Raw genomic sequence first — 974 nt, 5'->3', positions numbered from 1 at the left:
GACATGGTGGTAGATTACCAATCTTGCCAGCTCGACTGGGCTGGATATCAGGTGTCCACCACATGGGGGTCAGGTCCGTCCTTGTCGTCGTAGACCAGCCAAATAACATTGGTCGACTAACTGTCGCGGTTGCTCAAGATATCGGAATCGACGTGCGCTACCTTCCTGGTTTGGCTATGCGTCAACTCTCACGCATCCACGCTGGTAATGCCAAAACGGACATCCGGGACGCCTACATCATCGCCCACGCTGCAAAGAACCTTCCAGAATCCCTCTGCAGCGTCGACCGCGTCCAAGAAGCCTTCCTCCAATTGAAGGTCCTCAACGGTATCGACGAAGACCTAGCACGCTCCTACACCAGGCTCATCAACCAGATTCGAAGTGCGCTAGTAGGCTGCTACCCGCAATTCGAACAAGCCCTTCGCGGTCAGATAATCCACCGCAAGTGGGTTCTACACCTACTTGCACGCTACGGCGGGCCCACCAAGATAAAACGCTTAGGTAAGGCCAAGGCAGCTGCCTTGGCTCGACGATATAAGGCACGCAACCCCGAACCTGTCCTCGATGCCATATTCGCTGCTATCTCTGAGCAAACAGTCACTATTGCAGGTGCACACTATGCCGAAATGGGCGTAGCAATGTCGGCGAAGGACGCGCTTTTAAAGCTCGAGCACCGCCAACAAATCGAGCAGGAAGTCATCAGGCTCATCAACGACATCCCCCACACTCAAATCCTGCTATCCATGCCGGGAATCGGACCAAAGACGGCAGCACAAATTCTCATGACCGCAGACGACATGTCCGACTTTCCGTCAGCTGGGCACCTAGCCTCTTACGCTGGCTTATCGCCCCGAACGAATCAATCCGGAACCTCGATCATGTCGAACTCACTGAACCGAGCCGGCAACAAAAAATTAAAGAACGCCCTATGGCAATCATCTTTTGCATCCATCAGATTCCACGAGCGTTCACGC

Annotated in this window: 1 pseudogene; it reads left to right on the top strand. The window is 53.9% G+C overall.

The window, feature by feature from the left end:
• Positions 1-77 precede the first annotated feature (77 nt).
• Positions 78-974, top strand: a pseudogene (locus tag ABRP64_RS11625) (IS110 family transposase); the annotation flags it as partial.

Origin of the sequence: Corynebacterium sp. KPL4015, from assembly GCF_040225725.1 — a bacterium.
In the GTDB taxonomy this organism is placed as follows: domain Bacteria; phylum Actinomycetota; class Actinomycetes; order Mycobacteriales; family Mycobacteriaceae; genus Corynebacterium; species Corynebacterium rhinophilum.
The sequence above is the reverse complement of the archived record's forward strand: the minus strand, read 5'-3'. Positions and strand labels throughout refer to the sequence as shown.